The organism is Streptomyces sp. NPDC019531, from assembly GCF_044903305.1.
Lineage (GTDB): Bacteria > Actinomycetota > Actinomycetes > Streptomycetales > Streptomycetaceae > Streptomyces.
The window spans coordinates 1-19,026 of the sequence record NZ_JBJDQL010000008.1; the positions used below are offsets into that span (position 1 = coordinate 1).

Annotated in this window: 15 protein-coding genes and 2 tRNA genes; 8 read left to right on the plus strand and 9 right to left on the minus strand. The window is 68.5% G+C overall.

From position 1 onward, the window contains the following. Positions 1-339: 339 nt before the first annotated feature. From ACI2L1_RS12360 to ACI2L1_RS12390, 7 genes are all read right to left on the minus strand, one after another. The gene (locus ACI2L1_RS12360) at positions 340-1,791 is read right to left on the minus strand and encodes an MFS transporter (RefSeq protein WP_404739274.1); all 1,452 of its coding nucleotides are present in this window, start codon (positions 1,789-1,791) and stop codon (positions 340-342) included. Positions 1,792-1,880: 89 nt separating this feature from the next. Continuing rightward, positions 1,881-2,450, minus strand: coding sequence for a TetR/AcrR family transcriptional regulator (locus ACI2L1_RS12365; RefSeq protein WP_404739275.1), 570 nt, complete (start codon positions 2,448-2,450; stop codon positions 1,881-1,883). A 148-nt stretch (positions 2,451-2,598) separates the two neighbouring features. Then, entirely contained in the window at positions 2,599-3,027 is a 429-nt protein-coding gene (locus ACI2L1_RS12370) for a MaoC family dehydratase (RefSeq protein ID WP_404739276.1), read from the minus strand. An 8-nt stretch (positions 3,028-3,035) separates the two neighbouring features. Then, positions 3,036-3,488: a MaoC family dehydratase N-terminal domain-containing protein gene (locus tag ACI2L1_RS12375; protein ID WP_404739277.1), complete on the minus strand. Its 453-nt coding sequence runs from the start codon at positions 3,486-3,488 to the stop codon at positions 3,036-3,038. Between the two features lie 102 nt (positions 3,489-3,590). Continuing rightward, positions 3,591-3,755: a 50S ribosomal protein L33 gene (rpmG, locus tag ACI2L1_RS12380; protein ID WP_003948671.1), complete on the minus strand. Its 165-nt coding sequence runs from the start codon at positions 3,753-3,755 to the stop codon at positions 3,591-3,593. Between the two features lie 88 nt (positions 3,756-3,843). Further along, a tRNA-Met gene (locus tag ACI2L1_RS12385) sits at positions 3,844-3,916 on the minus strand. 46 nt (positions 3,917-3,962) lie between these two features. Next, positions 3,963-4,035 (minus strand) — tRNA-Thr (locus tag ACI2L1_RS12390). A 255-nt stretch (positions 4,036-4,290) separates the two neighbouring features. Between ACI2L1_RS12390 and ACI2L1_RS12395 the strand changes: the two genes are divergently transcribed. Both ACI2L1_RS12395 and ACI2L1_RS12400 read left to right on the plus strand, forming a co-directional pair. Beyond that, positions 4,291-5,583, plus strand: coding sequence for a hydrolase (locus ACI2L1_RS12395; RefSeq protein ID WP_404739278.1), 1,293 nt, complete (start codon positions 4,291-4,293; stop codon positions 5,581-5,583). A 130-nt stretch (positions 5,584-5,713) separates the two neighbouring features. Next, the gene (locus ACI2L1_RS12400; protein WP_404739279.1) at positions 5,714-6,370 is read left to right on the plus strand and encodes an NAD(P)H-binding protein; all 657 of its coding nucleotides are present in this window, start codon (positions 5,714-5,716) and stop codon (positions 6,368-6,370) included. A gap of 366 nt (positions 6,371-6,736) precedes the next feature. Here the strand turns inward: ACI2L1_RS12400 and ACI2L1_RS12405 are convergent, their stop codons facing one another. Then, positions 6,737-6,949, minus strand: coding sequence for a hypothetical protein (locus tag ACI2L1_RS12405; protein WP_404739280.1), 213 nt, complete (start codon positions 6,947-6,949; stop codon positions 6,737-6,739). A 297-nt stretch (positions 6,950-7,246) separates the two neighbouring features. Between ACI2L1_RS12405 and ACI2L1_RS12410 the strand changes: the two genes are divergently transcribed. Continuing rightward, on the plus strand, positions 7,247-9,640 hold the full coding sequence (locus tag ACI2L1_RS12410; RefSeq protein WP_404739281.1) for an MFS transporter: 2,394 nt from the start codon (positions 7,247-7,249) through the stop codon (positions 9,638-9,640). 993 nt (positions 9,641-10,633) lie between these two features. Then, a complete protein-coding gene (locus tag ACI2L1_RS12415) occupies positions 10,634-11,710 on the plus strand; it encodes a DnaB-like helicase N-terminal domain-containing protein (RefSeq protein WP_404739282.1) in 1,077 nt (358 codons plus the stop codon). A 203-nt stretch (positions 11,711-11,913) separates the two neighbouring features. Here the strand turns inward: ACI2L1_RS12415 and ACI2L1_RS12420 are convergent, their stop codons facing one another. Further along, positions 11,914-12,474 carry a hypothetical protein gene (locus ACI2L1_RS12420; RefSeq protein ID WP_404739283.1) on the minus strand — a complete coding sequence of 187 codons (561 nt, stop codon included), beginning with the start codon at positions 12,472-12,474 and terminating at the stop codon, positions 11,914-11,916. Positions 12,475-13,109: 635 nt separating this feature from the next. Here ACI2L1_RS12420 and ACI2L1_RS12425 point away from each other — a divergent pair. From ACI2L1_RS12425 to ACI2L1_RS12440, 4 genes are all read left to right on the plus strand, one after another. Then, positions 13,110-13,550 (plus strand): hypothetical protein, encoded by a 441-nt coding sequence (locus ACI2L1_RS12425; RefSeq protein ID WP_404739284.1) that lies wholly within the window; start codon positions 13,110-13,112, stop codon positions 13,548-13,550. Then, the gene (locus tag ACI2L1_RS12430; RefSeq protein WP_404739285.1) at positions 13,547-17,071 is read left to right on the plus strand and encodes a tetratricopeptide repeat protein; all 3,525 of its coding nucleotides are present in this window, start codon (positions 13,547-13,549) and stop codon (positions 17,069-17,071) included. Before ACI2L1_RS12425 ends, ACI2L1_RS12430 begins: the two co-directional genes overlap by 4 nt. A gap of 463 nt (positions 17,072-17,534) precedes the next feature. Further along, positions 17,535-17,924 (plus strand): very short patch repair endonuclease, encoded by a 390-nt coding sequence (locus ACI2L1_RS12435; protein WP_404739494.1) that lies wholly within the window; start codon positions 17,535-17,537, stop codon positions 17,922-17,924. A gap of 288 nt (positions 17,925-18,212) precedes the next feature. Continuing rightward, complete coding sequence (locus ACI2L1_RS12440; protein ID WP_404739286.1) at positions 18,213-18,854, plus strand: hypothetical protein; 642 nt, start codon at positions 18,213-18,215, stop codon at positions 18,852-18,854. Positions 18,855-19,026 lie beyond the last annotated feature (172 nt).

Sequence of the window (19,026 nt, forward strand, 5' to 3'; positions counted from 1 at the left end):
CGTGGCGCGCGAGGTGGTCGGCGGCCCGTCGTGGCGCGCGAGGTGGTCGGCGGCCCGTCGTGGCGCGCGAGGTGGTCGGCGGCCCGTCGTGGCGCAGGCCGCCTGCAACCCCCTAGGGGCGCGGGGAACTGCGCGACCAGCCACAGCGGACCCGCAGTCGCCAGTCGTCACAGCGAGGCACATCAACAGGCGCACGGCCCAAGCCCAGCGCCAGCTGCCCGCGGGGAACTGCGCGACCAGCCACAACGGGCCCGCAGCCGCTACACAACCCGACCCGGCACATCCAGCCGCGCACGCGAAACGGCCCCGCCTCTCGGGCAGGACCGTTCGCTCGCAGGTTCAGCCGGCCACCGTCTCCAGGGCCCGCACCTCCTCAGAGGACCCCACCACCGCGTCCCGCTTCCGCGAGGGAATCAGCAGGGCCGCCACCCCGGCGACCGCCACCACCGCCGCCCCCGTGACCAGCGCCGGCCGCAGACCGTCCACGAAGGACTGCCCGCTCTCGTATCCGCCCTGCGAGGAGAAGATCGACGCCATGACGGCGATCCCCAGCGCTCCGCCCACCTCGCGCAGCGCGTTGTTCGCCCCGGAAGCGATCCCCTGCTCCTCGGACCGGACACTCGACATGACCAGGTTGGACGCGGGAGCGAAGAACAGGGCCATGCCGATGCCGCTGAGGACGAGACCGGGAAGCTGTGCCGCGTAGGACACGTCGACGGTGACCACGGAGGCCATGTACGCCAGTCCCGCCGCCTGGAAGAAGAGACCCGTGGCCACGACCGGGCGGCCGCCGATCCGGTCGGAGAGGATGCCGGCGATCGGTGCGACGAGCATCGGCATGCCGGTCCAGGGGAGCATCCGCAGACCTGCCTCGGTGGGCGAGTAGCCGAGCACGCCCTGCATGTACTGGCTGAGCAGGAAGATCGAGCCGAACATGCCGAGGAACATCAGGAGGCTGGCCGCGTTGATGCCGGAGAAGGCGCGGGAGCGGAACAGTCGCATCGGGAGCATGGGGTTCTTGGCCCGCGTGCTGTAGAGGACGAAGGCCGCCAGTAGTGCGGTGCCGGTGAACAGGGCCAGGAGGACCAGGGAGTCGGTCCAGCCGTCGGACGGGCCGCGGACCAGGCCGTAGACGATGCCGAAGAGACCACCGCTGGCGAGCAGCGTGCCGGGGAGGTCGAGGCGGGCGCCGGTGCCGTGGGACTCGGCGAGGCGCAGGCGGGCCAGGGGCAGGAGGGCGAGGCCGAGGGGGACGTTCAGCCAGAAGATCCACTGCCACGAGATGTGTTCGGTGAGGCTGCCGCCGATGAGGGGTCCGGAGGCCACCGCGAGTCCGTTGACGGCGCCCCAGATGCCGTACGCCATTCCCCGCTTGGCGGCGGGAACGGCCGCCGTGAGGAGGGTGAGGGTGAGGGGCATCATGATCGCCGCGCCCACTCCCTGGACCGCCCTGGCGGCGATGAGGCTGTCGATGCCGGGGGCCAGGGCGGCCGCCGCGGACGCGCCGGTGAAGATCGTCAGGCCCGTGAGGAAGAGCCGTCGGCGGCCGAAGCGGTCGCCCAGTGCCGCGCCGGTCATGAGCAGGACGGCGAAGGTGAGGGTGTAGGCGCTGACGGTCCATTCGAGGTCGTGCAGGGCCCCACCGAGGTCCTCACGTATGGAGGGCAGGGCCGTGGTGACGACGAGGTTGTCCAGGGACGCCATGAATCCGGCGACGCTGGTGATGACGAGGGCCCAGACTGCTCCCCCGCGATGTGCGGGCTGTGCGGAGTGCGTGGATTGCTGTGACATCGCTCCCCCAGCGGGCGATCGTTGGTTCATTAGTTATTGATCACTAAGTTTCGCGATCATGGAAGGGCGCGGGCTGACGCCCCGTCTTCTCAGTGCTCCAGTCGGCCCTTGGTCCGGGCCGAGGGGTAGAGCCCCTCCCAGACCCGGTGTTCGGGCGGGAAACCCATCGCCACCAGGCAGTTGATGAGCATGCCGCACGCCAGGAAGGTCGTCGTCTCGTCGACGTCGGCGCCGAGCGGCAGGTGGACGGTGTCCCACAACCGCATCCAGCCGGCCCGGACCGCCTCACCGAACCCGTGGTCGCCCTCCTGCTCGGCGGCGCCCACGGCGACGTACATCTGCATCTGCATCATCAGCCGCTCGGGCCGCTCCGCGATGAGCCGGGTGTACGCGTCCCCCATGGCATGCAGGGCCTCTTCGCCCTCCAGGCCCCTGGAGGCCTCCTCGAAGGTGCGGATGGTGTCCTCCACGCAGCGCTCGGAGGCCGCGAGGAAGATCGCCTTCTTGCCCGGGAAGAGCCGGAAGAGGTACGGCTGCGAGACCCCGACCCGCTTGGCGATCGCCTCGGTCGATGTGCCGTGGTAGCCGCCGCGGGCGAATTCGGTCGTCGCCGCGCGGATGACGCTCTCGCGCCTCTCTTCTGCACTCATCCTGGGCATGCTGAGTAAGTTAGTACTCAATCACTAACTTAGTCAAGGCATCCCGGAACTCTCTCCCGGCCGTCACTCGTTGTTGCAGGCAGGGGGCCGGAAACAGGTAAGGAGCGCCCCACCATGGAGAGCGCCCCTTACCTCGTGCACGCGTGACTCAGGCCAGCCGCACGACCGCCCGGGACATCCCGAGCACCTTCTGCCCCGCGCTGGTCGCCGTGAGGTCCACGCGGACCGTGTTGTCGTCGAGCTTCGCCGCGATCTTGCCGCTGACCTCGATCGTGGCCCCCTGGTCGTCGTTGGGGACGACGACCGGCCTGGTGAAGCGGACGCCGTACTCGACGACCGCGCCCGGGTCGCCGGCCCAGTCGGTGACTACACGGATCGCCTCGGCCATGGTGAACATGCCGTGCGCGATGACGTCCGGGAGGCCCACATCCTTGGCGAACTTCTCGTTCCAGTGAATGGGGTTGAAGTCGCCGGAGGCGCCCGCGTACTGGACGAGGGTGGCGCGGGTCACTGGGAAGGCCTGGGCGGGCAGCTCAGTGCCGACCTCGACGTCGGAGTAGGAGATCTTCGCGGTCATCGGATTCCTCACGCCTCCTCTGCCGCGCGCGCGACGAGCTTGGTCCAGGCGGTCACAACGTGCTCGCCGGCCTCGTCGTGGACCTCGCCGCGGATGTCCAGGATGTCGTTGCCCGCCATGGACTTGATGGCCTCGATGGTGGAGGTGACGGTGAGCCGGTCACCGGCGCGCACGGGGCGGACGTAGGCGAACTTCTGGTCGCCGTGCACCACGCGGCTGTAGTCCAGGCCGAGCTGCGGGTCCTGGACGACCTGTCCCGCGGCCTTGAAGGTGATCGAGAACACGAAGGTCGGCGGGGCGACGACATCGGGGTGGCCGAGCGCCTTGGCGGCCTCCGGGTCCGTGTACGCGGGGTTGGTGTCCCCCACTGCCTCGGCGAACTCGCGGATCTTCTCCCGGCCCACCTCGTAGGGGTCGGTGGGCGGGTAGGTCCGCCCCACGAAGGACTGGTCGAGCGCCATGGGCTCGGCACCTCCTGGTTGCTCTACTGACCGGTATCGGGTCTCTCAACGACGCGAGGCCGCCCCCGATCTCTCGGGGACGGCCTCGCGTACGAGCCTGATTTATCGCGTTTCGCGGTGCGCGGTGTGCGCGTTGCAACGCGGGCAGTGCTTCTTCATCTCCAGTCGGTCCGGGTTGTTACGCCGGTTCTTCTTGGTGATGTAGTTCCGCTCCTTGCACTCCACGCAGGCCAGCGTGATCTTCGGGCGGACGTCGGTGGCAGCCACAGGAGTGCTCCTTGACGAACGGATGGGACGATTAACGCATAGAAGAGTAGCCGATCGAAGGACCGACCCCACAATCGGCTACTGTCTGTAGCGGTGACCGGACTTGAACCGGTGACACAGCGATTATGAGCCGCTTGCTCTACCGACTGAGCTACACCGCTGTGATGCGATCGGTTCCCGTCTCGCGACGAGAACCTTTCACACCAGAGCCCCAATACGGAATCGAACCGTAGACCTTCTCCTTACCATGGAGACGCTCTACCGACTGAGCTATTGGGGCGAGCGATGAAGACATTACACGCTCCGCCGCCCTTCACCCAAATCCGTTTCGTGGCGCCTCGCATGCCTTGATCCACGGGCTTCCCGGAGGCCTCAAGGGCCCCTCCCGTACGGCGGACCACACCGGTACGACTATTGCGCTCCTCCTCGTGACAAGCGGATCACCGCCCTAGGCTCGACTCACTCTGCGTGATCTTGTGTCCCTTGCGCGGTTCCGGCGGTTCCGTGCTTGCGCAGCCCGAGCCCCTGGAGCGCGATGCCCGACAGCCAGCCGCAGCCGCACCACTCCTCGTCGTCCTCGCCGTCCTCATCGGGTGCCTCGTCGTCGGGCCTGTCCGAGGGGGCCGGCCTCCTGTTGTGCGGGGCGCGGCTGACCGACGGTCGGACCGTGGACGTACGGCTGGGCGGCGGGCGCATCGAGGCGGTCGGTACGGCCGGGAGTCTGGCCGTGGGCGGCACGCACACGCGTGGAGCGCGCGTGGACCTCGGTGGCTATCTGCTCCTACCGGCCCCGGCCGAGCCGCACGCCCACGCCGACACCGCGCTGTCGGCCGACGTCGAGGGCCCGGTCTGCTACGACCCCCACGACGTCCAGCGCCGGGCCACCGAGGCCGCCCTGCTCCAGCTCGGGCACGGGGCGACCGCGCTCAGGGCACACGTGCGCGTGGGTGACGTCCAGGGTCTTGGCGCGCTGGCCGCCGTCCTGCAGGCACGGCGTTCGCTGCGCGGCCTCACCGAGTTGACGACGGTGGCGATGCCTCGGGTGCTGACCGGCGTGGCCGGCGCCGAGGGGCTCGCGATACTGCGGGACGCGCTGAAGATGGGCGCCTCGGTGGTGGGCGGCTGCCCGGACCTCGACCCCGATCCGACGGGCTACGCGGAGGCGGTCCTGGAGGTCGCCTCCGAGCACGGCTGCCCCGTGGACCTGCACACCGACGCCGCCGACCCGGCCCGGCTCGCCCGCCTCGCCGCCATGGCCGGGGGGCTGCGGCCCGGCGTGACCCTCGGCCCGTGCGCCGGCCTCGACAGGCTGCCCGCCGAGGTGGTGTCCCGGACCGCCGACCAGCTCGCGGCGGCCGGGGTCGCGGTGGTGTGCCTTCCGCAGGGCGGCTGCGGGGGCGTCGACCGGCGGGGCACGACCGACACGGCTCCGGTACGGCTGCTGCGGGCGGCCGGGGTACGGGTGGCCGCCGGCAGCGGTGCGCTGCGGGACGTGTCCAACCCGGTGGGGCGCGGGGACCCGCTGGAGGCCGCCTATCTGCTCGCCTCGCGGTACGGACTGCGCCCCGAGGACGCGTACGACACGGTGAGTGCGTCCGCGCGGGCCGTTCTCGGACTGCCCGAGGTCCGTGTGGAGGCGGGCTTCCCGGCCGAGCTGCTCGCGCTACGCGGCGACCGGCTGGCGGGCGCGCTGTCCCTGGCGTACAGCCGGATCGTGGTGCACCGGGGGCGCGTGGTGGCACGGACCAGCGCGGTGCGGGAGTACTGCAACTCGGCCGCGGCGGCGGAGTCGGGGCTGCCTCGGCAGGGGCGGGGGGAGGTGTCGTAGGAGGTGGGTGCCTGCGCCTCCTCAAGGGCGCGGATGTCCAACTCCGCTGTGTGAGCGCGGCCGACCGCACCGGACCCGTGGCTCACCCTCCGACATGACCCGGTACATCCCGGGGCGTACGGTCGAAGGCATGCGCATTGTCATCGCTGGTGGTCATGGTCAGATCGCGCTGCGGCTGGAGCGACTGCTCGCCGCGCGTGGGGACGAGGTCGCGGGGATCATCCGTCGCGCGGAACAGGGCGACGACCTGCGGGACGCCGGTGCCGAACCGGTCCTGCTGGACCTGGAGTCGGCCTCGGTCGAGGAGGTCGCGGCCCGTCTTCAGGGCGCGGACGCGGCGGTCTTCGCGGCGGGCGCGGGCCCGGGCAGCGGCGCGGCCCGCAAGAACACGGTGGACAAGGCCGCGGCGGTGCTGTTCGCGGACGCGGCGGTCCGGGCGGGGGTGCGGCGCTTCGTGATCGTGTCGTCCATGGGTGCGGATCCGACGCACGAGGGCGACGAGATCTTCGACGTGTATCTGCGCGCCAAGGGCGAGGCCGACGCCTACGTCAGCGGCCTGGACGCCCTGGACTGCACGGTACTGCGTCCCGGCGCGCTCACGGACGACACGGGCAAGGGCCTCGTACGCCTGGAGGCGCACACCGGTCGGGGCCCGGTCACGCGCGACGACGTGGCCGCCGTACTGGCGGAGTTGCTGGACACACCCGCGACCGCCGGGCTGACGCTGGAGCTGATCGGTGGGTCCACGCCGGTGTCGGTGGCGGTGAAGTCGGTGGCGGGCAACTGACGGTGGCCGGCGAGGGCGCGTCGGCCGCGCGGGAGGCGCTGCTACGGCGGATGCAGGAGGTCTTCGCGACGGACTGGCGGAACGCCTTCGTACCGCACTTCCTGGCCCCGGACGTGGACTGACCGGACCTGCTGGAGGGGGGCCGACTGCACGGCCGCGAGGCGGTACGGGCGTACCGGGCACGGCGGTTCACGGCGGGGCGCCCCCTCGTACGGGCTGGAGGGGCTGCGGGCGGGCGGGTCCGCGGAGGCCGCGGAGCACGTGTACTGGTTCGGCAGGGACGGGCTGGACGTGCGGATGGATGTGTGGGCCGGGCCGTAGAGCGCCCGGGGGCGTAGGCGCCAGGGAGCGCGAGCGCCGCGAGCGTCAGAAGAGGGGTAGCTGGCCAGGTACGACGGGGGCTGCGTACCCGTCCAACGACGGCTGTGCCGCTCCGAGTTCCGCCTGTCTGCGGGAACCCGGGCAGGAGACCAGTCCGCCTCTCCCGCGCGCTCCGGGCGGGTCGTGCCGGGCGAAGCGGCCGGCGACGACGGCGATCTCGCGACGGCATTCGGGGCAGAGCCTTCGGCGACTGGACATGCAGTCAGTGTGCCCCGGGCGGGCGGGGTTTGTGCATCTCAGGCGGGCGGGTGGGCCGATCGGGACGCGTGCGAGCAGGGGGTCGATCGGGGCGCATGCGAGCAGGGGGCCGATCGGGACGCGTGCGGACAGAGGGTCGATAGGGACGCGTGCTGCGGCGTCCGTCGACCCTGGTTCCGCCGCGCACTCCCCCTTCACCGAGGTCTCACAGAATCCGACCATGCTTGCTTAAGTCAATCAACTGACTTAGCTTGGGTGTGTCGCGCTGTACCCGACCCCCACACGGAGGCCCGACCCATGCCCCATGCTCTTTCCCGGCCCGCCGAGGGACCCTCCGGAGGCGCGGAGGTAGCGGCATCGCGCGCGAGTGTCGTCGTGGCGGTGCTGGCCTTCGGCGGGATCGTCGTCTCGCTGATGCAGACCCTCGTCATCCCGATCGTCCCGGAACTGCCGAAACTCCTGAACGCCCCGGCCTCGGACACCGCCTGGGCCGTCACCGCCACCCTGCTCGCCGCCGCCGTCGCGGTCCCGATGATGGGGCGGCTCGGCGACATGTACGGCAAGCGCCGCATGCTTCTCGCGAGCCTCGTCCTGCTGGTGGCCGGCTCGGTCACCGCCGCGCTCAGCGACGCCCTGACGCCAATGATCGTCGGCCGTGTGCTGCAGGGCATGGCGGGAGGTGTGATCCCGCTCGGCATCAGCATCATGCGCGACGAACTGCCCGCCGAACGGCTCGGTTCGGCCACCGCCATGATGAGCGCCTCACTCGGCGTCGGGGCCGCGCTCGGCCTGCCCGCCGCCGCGCTGATCGCCGACAACTTCGACTGGCACGTCCTGTTCTGGAGCTCGGGCGCCCTGGGTGTCGTAGCGCTGCTGCTGGTCCTGCTCCTGGTGCCCGAGTCCAAGGTGCGCACCGGCGGCCGCTTCGACCTGGTCGGCGGGGTCGGCATGGCGGCCGGGCTCGTCTGTCTGCTGCTCGCGATCTCCAAGGGCGGCGACTGGGGTTGGGGCAGCGGCACGATTCTCGGTCTGTTCGCGGCCTCCGTGGTCGTCCTGCTGGTCTGGGGCTGGTGGGAGCTGCGCACCGACCAGCCGCTGGTCGACCTGCGCACCACCGCGCGCCGCCAGGTGCTCTTCACCAACCTCGCCTCCATCGCGCTCGGCTTCGGCATGTTCGCGATGTCCCTGGTCCTTCCGCAGCTCCTGCAGTTGCCCGAGGCGACCGGCTACGGTCTCGGCAAGTCGTTGTTGACCGCCGGTCTGGTCATGGCCCCCTCCGGCCTGGTGATGATGGCGATCGCACCGGTGTCAGCCGCTCTGTCGAAGGCCAGGGGGCCGAAGGTCAGCCTCATGCTCGGCGCGCTGATCGTGGCGGCGGGTTACGGCCTTCAGATCCTGCTGATGGACGAGGTCTGGCAGTTCGTCCTGGTGTCCTGTGTGATCGGCTCGGGAATCGGATTCACGTACGGCGCGATGCCCTCGCTGATCATGGGCGCTGTGCCGCCGTCGCAGACGGGCGCGGCGAACAGCCTCAACACCCTGATGCGGTCCATCGGCACGTCCGTCGCGAGTGCCGTCGCGGGCGTGATCCTGGCGCAGATGACGACGAACCTCGGTGCGGTGGCCCTGCCGTCCGAGAACGGTTTCAGGACGGTCCTTGCGATCGGAGGCGGGGCGGCGCTGCTGGCGTTCGCGATCGCGGGGTTCATTCCGCGGCGGGAGGTCGTGGCGGCTGCTGCTTCGGTGCCGGGTGCTTCGGTGCCGGGTGCTTCGGTGCCGGGTGCTTCGGTGCCGGGTGCTTCGGTGCCGGGTGCTTCGGTGCCGGGTTTTGGTGAGGCCGGCGTCGGTTCGTACGGTCGTACGGGCGTCGCTGTCGAGGCTTCTTCCGGCGTTACGGCGGTGGCGGCGGCTTCGGATGGCGAGTCCGCCGGGATCTCGGTGAGCGGGCGCGTGCTGGGGGCCGAGCGGATGCCGGTGGCCGGGGCCGCGGTGACCCTGATCTCGCTCGCCGGAACCCAGTTGGGCCGGGCGGTCTCGGGCGGCGACGGGGCGTACGGTGTGGCCGCGCCCGCCGCGGGTTCGTATGTCCTGATCGCTTCCGCCGACGGTTTCCAGCCGCAGGCCTCGACGATCGTGGTCCCCGACGGAACGCCGGTGGCCTACGACATCCTGCTCAGCGGCACCAGCGGGCTCGCCGGCGTGGTGGTGTCCGCCGACAGCGGGGCGCCGGTCGCGGAGGCGGTGGTCATCGTGACCGACGTGCGGGGCGAGGTGCTGGCCACCGGACGCTCCGACGTCCTGGGCGAGTTCACCGTGGCCGACCTGGTGCCCGGGACGGTGACACTCGCGGTCAGCTCCCCCAAGCACCGGCCGCTGGCCCTGCCCGTCGAGATCGGCGGCGCCGGGACCACTCGGATCCAGGTCGAACTGCGGCCCGGGGCACAGGTGCGCGGGACGGTGCGGGGTTCGGGGGCCCCGCTGGCTGACGCGCTGGTCACGCTGGTCGACGCGGCGGGCAACGTGATCGCCACGACCACGACCGGCCACGACGGGGCGTACGCCTTCTCCGACCTCGACGGCGGTACGTACACGGTCATCGCGACGGGGTATCCACCGCGGGCGGCGGCGGTGACGGTCTCGGGCGGCGGCGTGGACGAACACGACATCGAACTGGCCCACGCCGGGGAGTAGTTCGCGCCGGGGCCGGTACCGGGGCGTGGGTCGGGGCATCGCATAGCTCGCGTGGTTCGGGTCGGCTGCGAGACGGGGCGCCGTGGTGAGAGGTGATCACCAGGGCGCCCTCGGCCGTACGCCCGCTCCGTCTGCTCGGTGCGACCCATTCACCCCCGCACGAAGCTCCCAGCGCATGAAGAGACCCCCTCCACCCTGCGTTTCCGCAGTTCGGAGGGGGTCTCTTTCTCAGCGTGGCGGCGCCAGGATTCGAACCTGGGAAGGCTGAGCCGGCAGATTTACAGCGGGCTGACTCTAAGGGCTCTGACCAGGTGATTCGACCGCCAAGGCTGCCTTGGGGGGACACCTGGGGAATTCGACGTCTATGGAGGCGCCCGGCGTGGTTCGGGAGTACTTGACCTCTGAGCCTGTCCAGAGGAGCAACGCCTCAAGCGACGATAGCTGCCACAACCGCCGCAGCGGTCAGAACACCAGTGAAGGCTCCACCTGCCGCGAAGTATGGCATCGGGGAGATCGGGGGCGGCAGAGTGCCTGCCGGCGCCGGGACTGGGAGGTTGATTATGTAGGTAAACACCGAAACCGCTGAAGCACAGACGAGGGCGAAGACTGCCCAGGCGATACGGTCCGGATTGGGGTCACCGTGCGGCAACCCACTGATGATCACAAGGTCACCTACGGCAACGGTGAATCCGAGGGCGGAGCCACCAGCCGCAGCCCAACACCTTCCGGGCGTCGCCGCCCCGGCGCGGGCGGTGAGTCGGTAGGAAACCAAGGCCAGCGTGGCGGCAACAACGGCACCGCTAGCCAGGAGCGCGGACTGGAGATTGGACACGGAACACGGCCCCCCTGGGGTGTGCGACGGTTGCAGTGCATGGGCGTGCGTGATCGCACTCCGCGGCATCCGCCCCGACTGTGTCCCAGAGACTACGCACAAACGCAACGAACAGCCAAACGGTGAGGTGAGAGGTGAATACCGGACGCCCCGCGCAGCCCGTGGCCGCCGACGTCCCGCGGGCCCGTGCTGCCTTGGCCGCGCGCTTGCGAGAGCTGAGGATGGCTAGGGGGATCCCACTTACGTCATTCGCCCGCCAGGCTTCCTTCAACGCATCGACGCTTTCCCGCTTCGAGACCGGCAGGATCGCCATCTCGGACTCGGCACTCAGGATCATCTTGCACGTCCTAGACCTGCCTCCAGATGAAAGGGCAGAGGTTCTGGAACTGCACCGGCAGGCGGCCACTGCTCGAAAGAACGCCCATCGGGCAACCCGCGCTCCTATCAGCTGGCAAACAAGGGAGGAGCTGCGGGATCACCTAGCGCAACTGAGAGTAGCCGCGGGCAATCCCAGCATCCGCCAACTTGCGGCCCGGGTACCACTTTCCAAGACCTCTATCTCCAGGGCCCTGCAAGATCCGACGTCATCTTGGGGCTCGGTACAGCTGGCAGAGGAGCTGGCGAAGGAGCTGACTCCCACAGAGCGGCAGCGGTTCGAGCGGATCTTGATTATTCCGCTGCGCGAAGCGCATCACACGCGCAACATGTCAGTACGCCAGGAGGACACGACCAAGCCTGCGTCTGCGGCGTCATCCGAACGCGTCCCTCCTCAGGACGTAGAAGCCGAACGATCGGTCCTCGGCGCCATGCTCTCTGATGAGGAAGTCATTACGGCCGTTGCAAGCCGCTTGGACGCCACGGACTTTTTCATCGCTGCTCACGAGACGATTTACACAGCCATCAAGGCACTCCACAGCGCGGGCCAAATCGTGGATCCGGTCACCGCTTCAGAGGAACTGGACCGCCGCGGGGAACTCGACAGTGTCGGTGGGATTCGGTACCTGTTCGCCCTGACGTCTGTGCTCCCAGGAGCGCTGGCAGGAGCCTCGGCTAACGCCGATACAGTCCATGACTGTGCCGTCCGGAGACGTGTAATCGAGGCCAGTGCCCGCATCGCCCAACTCGCGTATGGCGAGTCAGTGCCGGCAGGCACATTGGTCGCTACCGCACACGACCTCATCACACAGGCAGCTGCGAGTGGCCCACAGCGCGTAGGTAGCTCGAAGATGGGTCACTAGTGCGGCCCCCGTCGCCCTAAAGCCGCTGCACCTCAACCAGGTTTGCCATGCGGGCCCACCCAGCAGGTGCGCCAAAACATCTGGACCCCATGCGCCGCATCGGCAAATTTACAGTCCGCTCGAGCGATCGCGCTGGGCCGCTTTCCATCTCAAGTCTCGCAACCCCACCACTGCCCCACGCGTACGGACGCAGCAAGCCGGTCCTACGGCCGAGGTCGATTACGACGGTCGAAGACCGTCCCAGAGAGGGGATCCGTTGGTAGCTCTTCCCTAGTGACTTGGCGAAGCATGTTCGTTCTGACGATCTCGCGAGGAGTGAAGTAGCCGCTCGCTTGCTCCCTCAACTGCGCTAGGTCTCCCGGACCACCGTGTCCCAGTGAGCGGCGAACCTGGGTCTCCATGGCGCGTAGCGCGTCGGCCAAGCCACTGTCGGATAGCTCGTATCCCGCGTGTGCCGCCTGCGCCAAGGCGCGTTCGGCGGCGTCTCTCAAGGCTTCGGACTTTTCATCGAACTCGCCTACGGTCGGACCTACGCTGCGCCCCTCATCCTCCAGGACCCGCACGAGGTAGATCAGCCAGGCTCGACAGTGCACACCGACATCGTTGATGATGTCCACTCTGCGAGTGACGACATCCGCCCGCCGGTGTCGCTCGTCCACATGCTCCTTCCTTCTTTGCAGGGCGAGCGGCCCGAGCGTGGCCGCCGTAGCAGCGACCAGTGCACCCGCTAAGGCCCCCACGAGTCCCATCGTTGCGGCGTTCATGGCACCACGGTACCCAGCCGCCCTGCCTCCGCATCGACAGCGACGGAACGGCTACGAGCCGTCCCACTTACAGCGGGCTCCGTTGACCGCCTACGACCTGGAAAGTTCCGTGCGGCGCCGACTTTGGGGGCACCTGGGGGAGGAAGCCGCTCGATGACCGCCTCACCGGCCGGTTCGATGGATTGCGGAGGTACTACGGCCCAGGCCGGCTGGGGTTACCACCGTGGGTCGCCTTCCGACGGCTCATATCTGGCGGCCCCGCTCTGGGGCACGGCGGATTTACAGACCGCGCGAGGTTTGTATCGCAGCCTGCACTCTTTCACCCAAGGGTGCCTGACTGCCCCACGAGTACCCCAGACGCTGCCCACGCATCATCGCTGGACGCCAGGCGGAGCATTGCTCCTCCAGTTCCAGCCACCCTGCTGCCACCGCCCACCACCTCTACGCCCGCAAGACCGGTGGTGAGTGTCAACCTCTCGGCCTCCCGGTCGAGATGGGCACAGAGGACGGCGGCCAGACGCCTGCGCCTGTGCGTATATCGTGGCGTATATCCGATAAATATGCTGCGTATGCGTCGGTCAACCTCTACGGTCTTTGTCCTACCGGCATGCAACGAGCGACAACAGGGGGACAGCATGCTGCCTGAGGCGTTGACAGCACTTGCCGCGGCAGGGGGCGCTGCAGTAGTGCAAGCGGCGGGTACAGATGCATGGGAAGGGCTGCGAAGCCAGCTGGCGCAATGGTTGGGCCGCGGCGATGCGGAGCGCGAACGCGGCGAGTTGGATCGGCTAGACGGTAGTGCGGCCGATCTTGCCGACGCTGAACCTGGCATCGCCGAGCAGATCAGGTCACGGCAGGAAGCGGTGTGGCAGACCCGCATCGAATCCATGCTGGAAGATCTGGGCAACGAGCAGCGCGCCCGGGCCGCCGCCGAGTTGCGGCAGTTACTGGACGAGGCCGCACCGGTCCCGGCTAGTGAGGCAGGCCTCGTGACCGGAAACACCTTCAACGGGCCCACGGCCTTCCAAGCCGGTAACCACAACCAGCAGGATGTCCACTTCGGTCCCCAGCCATGACCAGCTCCGGCGCCGTCCCGGCAGGCGAAGGGGGCGTACACGGCAACACCTTCCACGGCCCCACCGCCTTCCAGGCCGGCGATCACGGCACTCAGCACGTTCAGTTCGTCTACCAATGGAAGCCCGCCTACCGGATCGAGGACCATCCCGCCGCGCCGAGGCCGGTCTCCGCCCGGACGCTGGCGCAGCAGCCCTCCCGATTGCTGCGCGCGGTACATCAGGTGGTGCCCTTCACTGGCCGCCACGACGACCTCGACGACTTGGCCCGCTGGCGCGACGATCCAACCCCAGGGCTGGCCATCAGGCTGGTGCACGGCCCCGGCGGGCAGGGCAAAACCCGACTCGCCAGCCACTTCGCCAACCTGAGCCACGCGAAGGAGTGGACGGTGTGGCAGGCGGCCGTCAACAAAACCGCCGCCCCCCTCGCCACCAGCCCACCTCCCGAAACCGGAAGAGGAATCGTGCTGGTGGTCGACTACGCCGAACGCTGGCCCAAACCCGACCTGTACGAACTCCTGGAAGAGCCGCTCTTGCACCGCACTGGTCTACCCGTGCGCATCCTGCTGCTCGCCCGCCCGGCCGGTATCTGGTGGGAGAGCCTGGACACCTGGATCGGCGACACGCTCGACGCCCCCGCCGAGCCCCATCCCCTGCTGCCGCTAGCCGCAGACCCAACCGCACGCGCCCGCTTGTTCCGCGAGGCCCGTGACCGCTTCGCCGACCACCTCGGCCTGCCCACTGACCAAGCCGACCGGATCGGCCCGCCCCCGGACCTGGACACCGACGAGGACTACGCCCAGATCCTGACCATCCACATCGCCGCCCTGGCCGCCGTCGACGCCTACCTGCACCACGAAAGCGCTCCCACCGATCCGTCACGCGCCACCGCCTACCTCCTCAAACGCGAACGCCTCCACTGGAGCACCCTGCACCAGCGCCCATCCCAGCGGCTGTCCACAACCCCGGAAGCGATGGGCCGCACGGTGCTGACCGCCACCCTCACCCGCCCCCTGGCCCGGGCCAACGGCGCGACCGCGCTCAACTGGATCGGGCTTGCCGACTCCACCGTTGACGCCAACACCCTCCTGGACGACCACCGCTATTGCTACCCCCCGTCCCATGCCGACCCCGCCCACGCCGTCACCGTGCTGGAACCGCTCTATCCCGACCGCCTCGGTGAGGACTTCCTCGGCCTGACCACCCCAGCCAGCCGCGACGCCCCCGACATCCCCCACCCTGTGCCCGGGGCCGTCACCGACGACTGGGCGCACCAGGCCGCCGAGCGCCTCCTCCTCGACCCCACCGACAGCAGTGCGGCCGCACCATGGACCCGTGACGCCCTGACTGTCCTGATCGAAACCGCCCGCCGCTGGCCCCACATTGCCACCGGCCAGCTCTACCCTCTACTCAAGAAACATCCCGAACTCGCCCTACATGCTGGCGGCACCGCACTGGCCACCCTGGCCAGTCTTGACACCATCGACCTCACCGTCCTGGAAGCCATCGAGCCCCGATTACCCACCGGCCGGCACACCGACCTCGACGTCGGCATCGCTGCCATCACTGCTCGTTTGGCCAGCCATCGCTTAGCCACCACCAACGACCTCGCCACTCGCGCTCGCATCTACAACTCCCTTGCTGTACGCCAGTCCTACGCCGGACTTCGCGATGAAGCCCTCACCACCGGCCAACACGCCCTACAGGCCTGGCGCGGCGTCATTCGCGCCACCCCCGCCCACGAACCCGACCTTGCCACCTCGCTCACCAACCTCGGTGCATTCCTGTCGGAGGTAGGGCGACGGGAGGAAGCCCTTACCGCCACCGAGGAGGCCGTCGCCCTCTACCGTCGACTGGCAGCGGTCAACGCGGTGACCCATGAACCCCACCTCGCCGACTCGCTGTCCAATCTCGGAGCTTTCCTGGCGGAGGTGGGGCGGCATGAGGAAGCCCTCACCGCCACGCAGGAGGCCGTCGCCATCTACCGCCGACTGGCAGCGGCCAACCCGGCGACCCATGAACCCGACCTCGCCAACTCACTCTCCAACCTCGGAGCTTGCCTGGCGGAAGTAGGGCGACGGGAGGAAGCCCTCACCGCCACGCAGGAAGCCGTCGCCATCTACCGCCGACTGGCAGCGGCCAACCCGGCGACCCATGAACCCGACCTCGCCAACTCACTCTCCAACCTCGGAAGTTCCCTGGCGGAAGTAGGGCGACGGGAGGAAGCCCTTACTGCCACCGAGGAGGCCGTCGCCCTCTACCGCCAGCTGGCGGCGAGCAACTCCGCGGCCTTCGAACCGGATCTCGCCCTCTCGCTGTACAACTTCGGCATGCGGCTGTGGGCCGTGGGACGGTGGGAAGGAGCCCTTACCGCCGCCGAGGAGGCCGTCGCCCTCTACCGCCAGCTGGCGGCGAGCAACCCGGCCGCCCACGAACCCGCCCTCGCCCTCTCGCTGTCCAGCGTCGGCATCCGCCTGTCGGCCGTGGGGCGGTGGGAGGAAGCCCTCACCACCACACAAGAAGCGGTGGAGATCCGGCGTCGGCTGGTGGCGAACAATCCGGCCGCCCACGAACCAAACCTCGCAGCCTCGCTGTCCAACCTCGGCATCCGGCTGTCGGCCGTGGGGCGATGGGAGGAAGCCCTCACCACCACACAAGAAGCGGTGGAGATCCGGCGTCGGCTGGCGACGAACAATCCGGCCGCGCACGAACCCAACCTTGCCCTCGCCCTCTCCAACCTCGGCAAACGAATGTCGGCCATGGGGCTGCGGGAGGAAGCCCTGACCGCCGTCGAGGAGGCCGTCGCCGTCCAACGTCGGCTGGCGGCGAGCAACCCGGCGGCCCACGAACCCGACCTCGCAACCTCGCTGACCAACCTCGGGGCATTCCTGTCGGAGGTGGGACGGCGAGAGGAAGCCATCACCGCGACGCAGGAAGCGTTGGAGATCCTGCGACGGCTGGCGGCGAGCAACCCGGCCCACGAACCCGCCCTCGCCGGCGCACTATCCAACCTCGGGCCTTTCCTGTCGGAGGTGGGGCGGCGAGAGGAAGCGCTCACCGCGACAACGGAAGCGCTGGAGATTCGGCGTCGGCTGGCGGCGAGCAACCCGGCCCACGAACCCAATTTCGCAGCCTCGCTGTCCAACCTCGGATTTTTCCTGACGGAGGTGGGGCGATGGGAGGAAGCTCTCACCGTCACGCAAGAAGCCGTCGTTGTCTACCGCCGGTTGGCGGCGGACAATCCGTCCGCCCACGAACTCAACCTCGCCACCTCACTGTGCAATTGGGCACGGGTTCGTTATGAAGCGCAGCAGGACCTCCCCGGGGCCCTGCGGGCGACGGCGGAAGTTGTAGAGATCTACCGCAGGCTCGTAACAGTGGCACCTGAGCGATTCCTTTCACCTCTCTACTCTGTCTTGGACCTGCGGGCAGATGTACTCCTCAGGCTCGGACGCTGGCGGGAGGCGAGAGAAATCCAGGCGTGGCTCAATGCAAACGACTCCCTCCCTGGTTCGCTGGAATAGTGTCTCGGCGACGCTCCTCCCCGATGACCCGGCTGCAAAGGACCAGATCCCAGCCACCTCTCCACCTCCGGGGCATCGGCCGCCGCAACAAGATGACGCGTCCGTGAGCGGATAGCACGGAAGGTGACGAGACCGAACCGCCGCAGGCCCTTGTCGGTGCCTTTCGGGGGCTGCGGGTGAGACGACGTAGTGTCGAGCGTTAGCAGCCTGCCTGCCGTCTAGGTTGAGTTGGCAGATTTACAGTCCCCTCAAGATCGACCGACGGTAGTAGCTCTGACCTGCGGCTTTACGGGCACAGTTAGAGGAGTAGCCGAATCCTGTCCACGTATCGTCCTGATCTTGCACGCGGGCCTCACCGATCCACGCTGGCTTGAGGCCCGTTGCCCTGACCCGCCCACGCACGCGCCGGCAGAATGCCGCTGTGAACCACGGCATCCCTTCTTCCAACGCTGTCTCGGCCCGCATGAGTCGGCAGAACTCTCTCGACACTGCTGCCGACGTTGCGGTCCGACGACTCTTACATGCGAGGGGCCTCCGCTACCGGGTGAGCTATCCGGTCCCCGACATGCCCCGTCGCCGAATCGACATCGCCTTCACCAAAGCCAAGATCGCCATCATCGTGAACGGCTGCTTCTGGCACGGCTGTCCCGAGCACACAACACAGCCGAGGGCCCACGTCGAATGGTGGCAGGTCAAGCTGGCCAAGAACATGGCTCGGTATGTCGAAACGACCGAACACCTGACGGCCGCCGGATGGACTGTCCTCCGTTTTTGGGAGCATGAATCCCCCGAGCACATTGCCGACCAGGTCGCAGCTTGCGTAGAGGAACGAAAAGATGACCGGATACTTTGAGGCGCGAGGAGCGAGAAGCACTGACCCCGGGGCAGGACGGGAGGTCGCGCAGTACGAGACCGCCCAACCACGTGAGCGCAGTCGCCCAGGCGGACTGCTGCGGACCCTTTCGAGACGGCCGGCCAGACCGGCAGCTCGCGAGGCGATGTAGGAGGCGAGCGTCGTCGTAGCATCGCTGGTACTCCTGGGCGAGTGGGTGCATCCGGACACTGGCCGGCGGGTGCTCTACGTGGTGTGCCGTCTTCTGTCCCCGATTCCGTCGCAATGCCTGACCAGGCAGGAGACCCGATGACAGTTCACGAGGATATGGCCGAGGCCCTCTGGGAAGACATCCAGGAAAGCCCAGAAGCAGTCGCCGCCATGTTCAGACTGCGCAACCGCCACATCCGCGGAGAGATGGATGAAGGCGGCATATACGGGACGGGCTACGCCGATGCGCTTGGCAGCTCAGCAAGGTTCCCGCCCAAGAAGTGGCCCCTGGCGCAGCACGCCGCCTTCGTCAACATTCATGCGCTCATAGGGGCAGGCGACGTCGCCTTCACCTGTATCAGCACAGGTGGCACGCCTGGCCCGGACGCTGACCGAGTCGGGAACGCCCGCAAGCTTGAGGACACGGTGGACCCGTTCGGGGTGGAATTGGACATGCACCAGAACGGAGCCGACGCCGACGGCACGCTCCGGTGGGAAAGTCCGCTGAAGATCAGCCGCTCCACCGGGGCCCACTTTTTCCCTTCAGCCTGCAAAGAAGGGACGTACTCGCTTCTCACGTACCCGACCGTGCGCGAAGCCGGGTGGGCACCTCTGGAAGTGGGTGACTCCTGGCCCTCACGCACGTTGATGCATCTCCATCAGTACGGCGCAGTTGCTCGATGGCCCTACGGATCGAAGCTCATCTGGCTCTTCATCAACTTCGCGAAGCCCTCGTTTTGATGGCCCGTGAAGCCGACAAGTGGACCAGTACCACCATCGAGGGCGTCGGGCCGTGAACGCTCGCTCTGTGCTACACCAAGGAGACGGATGTCAGAGGAGCCGCAGAGGCGGGTACGACTACGGCTGGCCATGCGGCGCGCCGCGCCTAATCGGGTACGGGCCCGGATCCGTC

Bases quoted from the DNA above. Each gene is read 5' to 3' on its own strand.
- ACI2L1_RS12435 (WP_404739494.1), top strand. From the start codon at position 17,535: ATGAGTCGGCAGAACTCTCTCGACACTGCTGCCGACGTTGCGGTCCGA.
- ACI2L1_RS12365 (WP_404739275.1), bottom strand. From the start codon at position 2,450: ATGCCCAGGATGAGTGCAGAAGAGAGGCGCGAGAGCGTCATCCGCGCG.
- ACI2L1_RS12425 (WP_404739284.1), top strand. From the start codon at position 13,110: ATGCTGCCTGAGGCGTTGACAGCACTTGCCGCGGCAGGGGGCGCTGCA.
- ACI2L1_RS12370 (WP_404739276.1), bottom strand. From the start codon at position 3,027: ATGACCGCGAAGATCTCCTACTCCGACGTCGAGGTCGGCACTGAGCTG.
- ACI2L1_RS12395 (WP_404739278.1), top strand. From the start codon at position 4,291: ATGCCCGACAGCCAGCCGCAGCCGCACCACTCCTCGTCGTCCTCGCCG.
- ACI2L1_RS12410 (WP_404739281.1), top strand. From the start codon at position 7,247: ATGCCCCATGCTCTTTCCCGGCCCGCCGAGGGACCCTCCGGAGGCGCG.
- ACI2L1_RS12400 (WP_404739279.1), top strand. From the start codon at position 5,714: ATGCGCATTGTCATCGCTGGTGGTCATGGTCAGATCGCGCTGCGGCTG.
- ACI2L1_RS12360 (WP_404739274.1), bottom strand. From the start codon at position 1,791: ATGTCACAGCAATCCACGCACTCCGCACAGCCCGCACATCGCGGGGGA.
- ACI2L1_RS12430 (WP_404739285.1), top strand. From the start codon at position 13,547: ATGACCAGCTCCGGCGCCGTCCCGGCAGGCGAAGGGGGCGTACACGGC.
- ACI2L1_RS12420 (WP_404739283.1), bottom strand. From the start codon at position 12,474: ATGAACGCCGCAACGATGGGACTCGTGGGGGCCTTAGCGGGTGCACTG.
- ACI2L1_RS12405 (WP_404739280.1), bottom strand. From the start codon at position 6,949: ATGTCCAGTCGCCGAAGGCTCTGCCCCGAATGCCGTCGCGAGATCGCC.
- ACI2L1_RS12440 (WP_404739286.1), top strand. From the start codon at position 18,213: ATGACAGTTCACGAGGATATGGCCGAGGCCCTCTGGGAAGACATCCAG.
- ACI2L1_RS12375 (WP_404739277.1), bottom strand. From the start codon at position 3,488: ATGGCGCTCGACCAGTCCTTCGTGGGGCGGACCTACCCGCCCACCGAC.